Origin of the sequence: uncultured Actinobacillus sp., assembly GCF_945915845.1 — a bacterium.
Classification (GTDB): domain Bacteria; phylum Pseudomonadota; class Gammaproteobacteria; order Enterobacterales; family Pasteurellaceae; genus Exercitatus.
In genome coordinates this window covers 1-6,267 of sequence record NZ_CAMEFX010000070.1, presented here as the reverse complement: position 1 = coordinate 6,267, position 6,267 = coordinate 1, and the positions used below count along the sequence as shown (strand labels likewise).

Annotated in this window: 8 protein-coding genes and 1 pseudogene; 6 read left to right on the top strand and 3 right to left on the bottom strand. The window is 41.9% G+C overall.

Going from position 1 to position 6,267, the window contains the following annotated elements; all coding sequences use genetic code 11:
* The first annotated feature begins 102 nt into the window (after positions 1–102).
* On the top strand, positions 103–1,104 hold the full coding sequence (locus Q0O89_RS10210; RefSeq protein ID WP_293731589.1) for a 2-keto-3-deoxygluconate permease: 1,002 nt from the start codon (positions 103–105) through the stop codon (positions 1,102–1,104).
* Here Q0O89_RS10210 and Q0O89_RS10205 read toward each other — a convergent pair.
* On the bottom strand, positions 1,101–1,661 hold the full coding sequence (locus tag Q0O89_RS10205; protein WP_293731588.1) for a topoisomerase DNA-binding C4 zinc finger domain-containing protein: 561 nt from the start codon (positions 1,659–1,661) through the stop codon (positions 1,101–1,103). The genes Q0O89_RS10210 and Q0O89_RS10205 overlap by 4 nt on opposite strands.
* Before the next feature lie 142 nt (positions 1,662–1,803).
* Here Q0O89_RS10205 and Q0O89_RS10200 point away from each other — a divergent pair, with 142 nt between their 5' ends.
* Genes Q0O89_RS10200 through Q0O89_RS10190 form a run of 3 tightly spaced genes read left to right on the top strand, consistent with a single transcriptional unit; the run spans position 1,804 to position 4,175 of the window.
* Positions 1,804–3,309, top strand: a complete 1,506-nt coding sequence (locus Q0O89_RS10200) for a DNA recombination protein RmuC (protein ID WP_293731587.1) — start codon at positions 1,804–1,806, stop codon at positions 3,307–3,309.
* Positions 3,257–3,571 (top strand): thiosulfate sulfurtransferase GlpE, encoded by a 315-nt coding sequence (glpE, locus tag Q0O89_RS10195; RefSeq protein WP_293731586.1) that lies wholly within the window; start codon positions 3,257–3,259, stop codon positions 3,569–3,571. The genes Q0O89_RS10200 and glpE overlap by 53 nt, the downstream gene beginning before the upstream one ends.
* A gap of 55 nt (positions 3,572–3,626) precedes the next feature.
* Positions 3,627–4,175, top strand: coding sequence for a TIGR00645 family protein (locus Q0O89_RS10190; protein WP_273314292.1), 549 nt, complete (start codon positions 3,627–3,629; stop codon positions 4,173–4,175).
* 52 nt (positions 4,176–4,227) lie between these two features.
* Here the strand turns inward: Q0O89_RS10190 and Q0O89_RS10185 are convergent, their stop codons facing one another.
* Positions 4,228–5,085 carry a rhomboid family intramembrane serine protease gene (locus Q0O89_RS10185; protein ID WP_293731585.1) on the bottom strand — a complete coding sequence of 286 codons (858 nt, stop codon included), beginning with the start codon at positions 5,083–5,085 and terminating at the stop codon, positions 4,228–4,230.
* A 52-nt stretch (positions 5,086–5,137) separates the two neighbouring features.
* Here Q0O89_RS10185 and Q0O89_RS10180 point away from each other — a divergent pair, with 52 nt between their 5' ends.
* Both Q0O89_RS10180 and Q0O89_RS10175 read left to right on the top strand, forming a co-directional pair.
* Positions 5,138–5,452 (top strand): DUF5389 family protein, encoded by a 315-nt coding sequence (locus tag Q0O89_RS10180; RefSeq protein ID WP_293731584.1) that lies wholly within the window; start codon positions 5,138–5,140, stop codon positions 5,450–5,452.
* A gap of 84 nt (positions 5,453–5,536) precedes the next feature.
* Positions 5,537–6,049, top strand: coding sequence for a hypothetical protein (locus tag Q0O89_RS10175; protein ID WP_293731583.1), 513 nt, complete (start codon positions 5,537–5,539; stop codon positions 6,047–6,049).
* A gap of 117 nt (positions 6,050–6,166) precedes the next feature.
* Here the strand turns inward: Q0O89_RS10175 and Q0O89_RS10170 are convergent.
* Positions 6,167–6,267: pseudogene (locus tag Q0O89_RS10170) on the bottom strand (elongation factor Tu); the annotation flags it as partial.

Sequence of the window (6,267 nt, the reverse complement as noted above, 5' to 3'; positions counted from 1 at the left end):
CCGCAGAGCGGCTCAGATTAAGTAACCCTATACGGCTCGTATAGGGTTTGTCATCGGTTTGAACGTGCTTAGGCGCAGTTTATTTATTTAGGAAAGAAACTTATGTCAACCATCACTCCAACTACCCCAAAATCCATTCTTCCCATCTACGATTTGATCAGCAAAATCCCTGGGGGGATTATGGTGATTCCGCTGATTTTTGGTTCCGTGGTCGGAACATTTTTCCCTGAATTATTAGAATTGGGCGCATTTACCACCGCACTTTTTAAGTCTTCTGCGTTGCCGTTGATTGCCTTGTTGATTTTTTCCACGGGGATGCAAATCTCGTTGCGTAGTTCGGGCGCAGTGTTGGCTTATACGGGGGTAGTTTTGTTGTGTAAGACCCTGATTCCTATGAGTTTGGTGATTTTGCTTGGCTTGTTTGTGGGTAATGACGGCGTGATTGGGATTTCGTTGCTGGCCATGCTTGCGGTAGTGTCGAATTCTAGTGGGGGCATTTGGTTAGCGTTTACGGGGAAATATGGCGATTATCGCGACCAAGGGGCGTATATTGCTTCGGCGGTCAATGATGGGGCCTTTTTTGTGTTGCTGTTTTTAAGTGCTTCGGGGTTTGCGGATATTCCGCTGGGATTGATGATGGCGGCGATTATTCCGTTGCTGGCGGGAATGGTGATTGGTAATTTAGATCCAAAATGGGCGAATTTGATGAAACCTACCAGTGCGATCGTTATTCCTTTTTTCGCGTTCTCTTTGGGCACAGGCATTAATTTGACGGTTATCGTCACAGGCGGGGCAAGCGGTATTTTGCTGGGTGTAGTCGCTTCCTTAGTGACGGGTTTGTTTGTGTTTATTGGTTACAAAGCGCTGTTAAGACGTGGCAATCAATCCGGAATTGGGTTTGCCGCAGGCACCACAGCAGCGAATTCTATTATCACGCCTGAAATTGTGGCGCAGGCGGATCCCACTTTTGCGCCTTTTGTGCAAACGGCAACGGCACAAATCGCAGCTTCGGTTTTAATTTCCGCCATTATTGCGCCCTTAGTGGCTGCTTGGGTGTTAAAACGTCAAGGCGGTATGCCGAAAACCAAGATTACGCGTTACTAAACAACTTCCACATCAAACACGCACTTGCATTTTTTGTTTAAGCACACAAAAGTGCGGTGATTTTCAGCTTGTTTTTTTAATGCCGCCCACAGCTTTCCGCAGGTTGGGCAAGGCTGTCGTTGGGGTTTGACAGGCAAGGTAAATTTGCATTGCGGAAAGCGGTTGCAACCATAAAAAATCTTGCCTGCACGCCCACGGCGCGGAACAAGCTCACCCTTGTTGCAATCAGGACAAGGAATGGCTTCAGGGGTTTCTTCGGGGGTGGTTTCTTGTTCGTGAAAAATAAAATGGCAGTCAGGATAACCGCTACAACCGATAAACATGCCAAAGCTGCCTTGTTTGAGTTGCAACGCCCGACCACATTCAGGACAAACTTCATCCAATTCTTTTAACACCTTGCTTTCAAAAGTCGTATGCAAGGGTTTGAGATAATCGCATTGGGGAAACGCCGAACACCCTAAAAACAAGCCCTTTTTGCCATAACGAATTTGTAGCAACGCACCGCATTGAGGACAGATTTCTTGTTGTTTGGTATGTTGAAAAAGTGATTGGTTCATAGCATGCTCCCAATGAGTAACCGGTGTGAGTGCGATTGCAACGCAACGGGCAATGAGCCAAACGCTCGCTCCCTATACAGATTTTACCCATTTTCATTTATACTACACAACCTAATTTACCGGAAAAAAACAACCACCCACTATGCTAGAACTTTCCCAAAATCCTTATTCCTTTACCGCACTTTTGTTTGCGTTGCTTTGTTTAATTTTAGTGTTTGTACTGACGCGAAAAAATCGTGATGTGGCCGAGCTGACACAGGATTTACATAAAAACATTGCGGATTATAACCGGTTGGCAGAGAAGTTTGATGCTTTAAGTGCGGTGAAAAATCAGCAGGATTTGTCGCTAACACGGGTTCAAACCGCCAATGAATATTTAACCGCGGAAATTGCTGAGCGTGATCAAGCCTTAAACCAAGAACGCGCCGAATTAACCCAAACGCGCGAAAAATTAACCGCACTTGCGCAAGAACTGACTGCCTTTAAAATTACGTTGTCGGAAAAAGAAAAGCATTTTGCAGAACAACAACAGGCGTTTGCCCAATCAAAACAACAGCTAAGCACGGAATTTCAAAATCTTGCCAATCGCATTTTGGACGAAAAAGCACAATCTTTTCGTCAATCAAACCAAACGGCGTTGGATGCTTTATTGAAGCCATTTCGGGAACAAATTGACGGTTTTCAAAAGCGCGTCAATGAAATTCATTCCGAAAGTCTTAAAGGCAATGCGGGCTTAGAAGCGGAAATTAAAAAGGTGTTGGATATTGGGTTGACCATGTCGCAGGAAGCCAATAATTTAACCTCGGCACTGAAAGGCGAGAAGAAAACCTTGGGCAATTGGGGGGAAGTGCAACTGGAACGCGCCTTGCAATTGGCAGGCTTAATCAAAGGGGAACATTACGAAGCGCAAGCGCATTTTAAAGATGAGCAAGGTAAGCACAATTACCCGGATTTTGTGGTGCATTTGCCTGATAACAAACATTTGATTATTGACAGCAAAATGTCGCTGGTGGCTTATGAAAGTGCGGTGAATTCTGATGATGATTTACAGCGCGCGCAATTTATGAAAGAGCATATTAAAGCCATTCGACAACATATTAATGATTTATCACAAAAAGATTATAGTAATCTTATTGGAATGCGTAGCCCGAATTTTGTGTTGATGTTTGTAGCAGTAGAGCCTGCTTATATTGAAGCGATGAAAGAAGAAACTAGCCTGTTCAATTTTGGTTATGAAAAAAATGTCATTCTCGTCTCTCATACAACTTTAATGCCAATTTTACGTACGGTAGCAAATTTATGGCGTATTGAGCGTGGTAATGTGGAAGCGCGCGAGATCAGTACTCGTGCAGGGGAAATTTATAATCAAGTTTGCTTAGTGGCAGAACGCTTGGCAAAATTGGGGGCAACTTTAAGCACGGTTAGTACGCGTTATAACGAAACAGTAACGGCTCTTGTGGGGCAGCAAGGATTAGTCGGTAAAGTTGATCGCTTTAAAGATTTATCCGCCAAGGCAAACAAAAAGATGCCCACTGTAGAACTATTGCATTCAGATGTTGAAACCGAAAAATTATTATTAGTTAGGAAAGTAGAAAATGGAACAACCGATCTCGATTACACCGGAACAAGCCTGGGAAATGATGAATAATGGCGCGCATTTATTAGATGTGCGTGACGAACTTCGTTTTACCCAAAGCCATGCCAAAGGCGCATTTCATTTAACCAATCAAAGTTACGGACAATTTCAAAATAACGTAGATTTTGATGATCAAGTCATTGTGATGTGCTATCACGGCATTAGCAGTTTAAATGTAGGCACTTACTTGCTCGCCCAAGGCTATGACCACATTTATAGTGTGATTGGCGGCTTTGAAGGCTGGGTAAAATCAGGGTTACCCCTTGAAATTTAAATAAAATTTTCGTATTTTATCGTCCAAATTTAACGCACTTTTATATGGAAACACTATGGAAAAAACAGAAACCTCAACACGCTCTTCTCGCCACCGCCAACCGACTGTGATCAGCAAAATTATCTTTGCAAGCCGTTGGTTGCAATTGCCGATTTACCTTGGCTTAATTGTCGTTCAAGGCATTTACGCCTATAAATTTATGAAATCCCTATGGGCATTATTAACCGGCATTAATGAACTGGATAGCAATGCGATTATGCTTTCTGTGTTGAATTTAATTGATGTGGTTATGATTGCGAACTTGCTGGTCATGGTAATTATTGGCGGCTATGAGATTTTCGTGTCGAAATTAAATACGGAAAATCACCCCGATGAACCCGAATGGCTGGATCACGTGAATGCCTCTGTGTTGAAAGTGAAACTCTCAATGTCTATTATCAGTATTTCATCCATTCATATGCTACAAACCTTTGTGAACGCCGCCAATATGCCAGAGAAAACCATGATGTGGCAATTATTCTTACATTTAGGGTTCTTAGTTTCCGCCGTTGCAATGGCTTATACAGACAAGATCTTATATAGCACCAGTCATAAAACCCACTAATATCAAACGGACGCCAAATGGTGTCCGTTTTGTCACAAAATATCCCGTCATTTCACCGCACTTTTGCTTGTAAAAATCCTAAGCAGAGTCCAACAATTAAGCCTGAAATATGGGCGGCATTGCCCATTTTGATGCCAATTAATGGGCTGGCGAAGCCGAGTACGATCCCTACGATTAACATGGTAAAAAAGCCTTTGGGTAAGAGAGTTCCTTGTGTGGCACCAAACTTATCGACCGCAAAAACAAAGCCCATCACTGCATATACGACACCTGAAAGCCCAAAGAAAAGGGGGCCGCTTGCCCAATTTTGAGTAATGCCGCTAATCAGCGCAGCGATAAGAAATAATCCTATTAATTTTAGGCTGCCAAAATGGCGTTCAATCGCACCACCAAAAATCCACCACCAAGAAAGATTAAAGAGAATATGTAAGGGCGATAAATGTACAAAGGCGTGGGAGAAATAACGCCAATATTCCGTTTCATCTCCCCAATAAATAGGATAATGCGCGTACGCCATAATTTGTTGATCGTAGCCTAGTTCTTCCAAAAGAAAGATTGTCGCGCAAAGTGCGGTGATAAAAATAGTAAATTTTATATTATTCCAACGCGACCAATAATGGTGGGGATCGGGTTGCTCCTTAACCTTAACATATCGTAGTGTCCGCGTATCCCCATTTTCCCAACTCGCTTGTTGATAGCGTTCAGCAAAAGGATTTTGGATAAATAAATTCGCTTCTTCTGCGACTAGGGTAAATTGCGGTGATGTTTCATCAAAATCGCCACAAAACTCTGTCTCGCCACTAGAAAGTCGCTCTTCGCGTAAGCAAAGCTCTATATGATATTTTCCACGTAAATAATCACGAAATCTGATGGTAAGTTGGGGAATTTGACTTCTAATTACACATTGCATTTGATATAGTCCTGTTATTCGTCACATAGATATTTTAAACGATGGAGTAAAAATGGAACAAGCGCAATTACCAAAAGGCTTGAGTAGATTTAGTTGGGCGTTAGTGGGATTATGCTGCCCTATTTTATTATGGCCATTGGCATTGTTATTATCCCCAACATTGTTAGAGAACCCTCAGTTAAGCTCGAGCACCTCTCTTGCTTTTGCTTGCATTTTCTGGTTTTATCCTTTTTTGTTGGGTATTATCGCGAGAGTGCTCTTTAAGCTACATCAAAAACAACCGCACTTTGCTACTAAAATATTGGTGGGAGCTGTGATCATTTTTTGGACTTGTGTTGTCTATATTGTAGTAAATGGGTTGCAATAACCCTGTTTGAATGATGAATAGTTTTTTGTTCTTATTATAATCAGTATAATATGCCCTAATCTTAACATCTATTTTAGAGGTCTTATGTTAAAAAAACTTTCTCTTATTACTGTTTTCTCTGTACTTTCTGCATGTTCTTCCATCAGCAACTACGTTCCATTTATGGAAAATAGTAAGCCTGTGATTAATCTTGATTCAGACAAAATCGACCAAAAATCTTACGCCGTTGCTTATGCCTCTACCGTGCAAACTTACACGGGACAGGTGAAAGAAGATTATGACGTTAATTCTTTTACAAATGGCGTTAAACAATATTATGAGGGTGCTATTTTAGTGCCAATCGAACAAATCAAAGCCAAACTTGCTTCTGGCATTGATAGCAAAATTCATGCCTATTATAGCGGTGTGGTTTTTGCTGCCGACCTACAAGGCAATTTTAGCCGCTTAAGCACAACTTGTTGGTCGCAAATTAATCGTCCAAGTATGACGCAAGGGATTTATGATGCCATGATCGATTTGCAAAAAAATAAGGCGCGTAGCGAAGACGATGAATACATCAGCAAAGGTAACGAACAGTTACTCAATTCTTGCCAATAAAGCTTTCTATCAGCTAGGGATGGCCCTAGCTTTTTTTATTATCACAAGACAGCGCATGACTATAATAAAAAAGGCATATCCGAAGATATGCCTTTCTCTGCTTTAATTAAAAGCAAATTATTTGATGATTCGTGCTACAACGCCTGCACCTACTGTACGGCCACCTTCACGAATCGCAAAACGTAAACCTTGGTCCATCGCGATTGGGTGGATTAAGC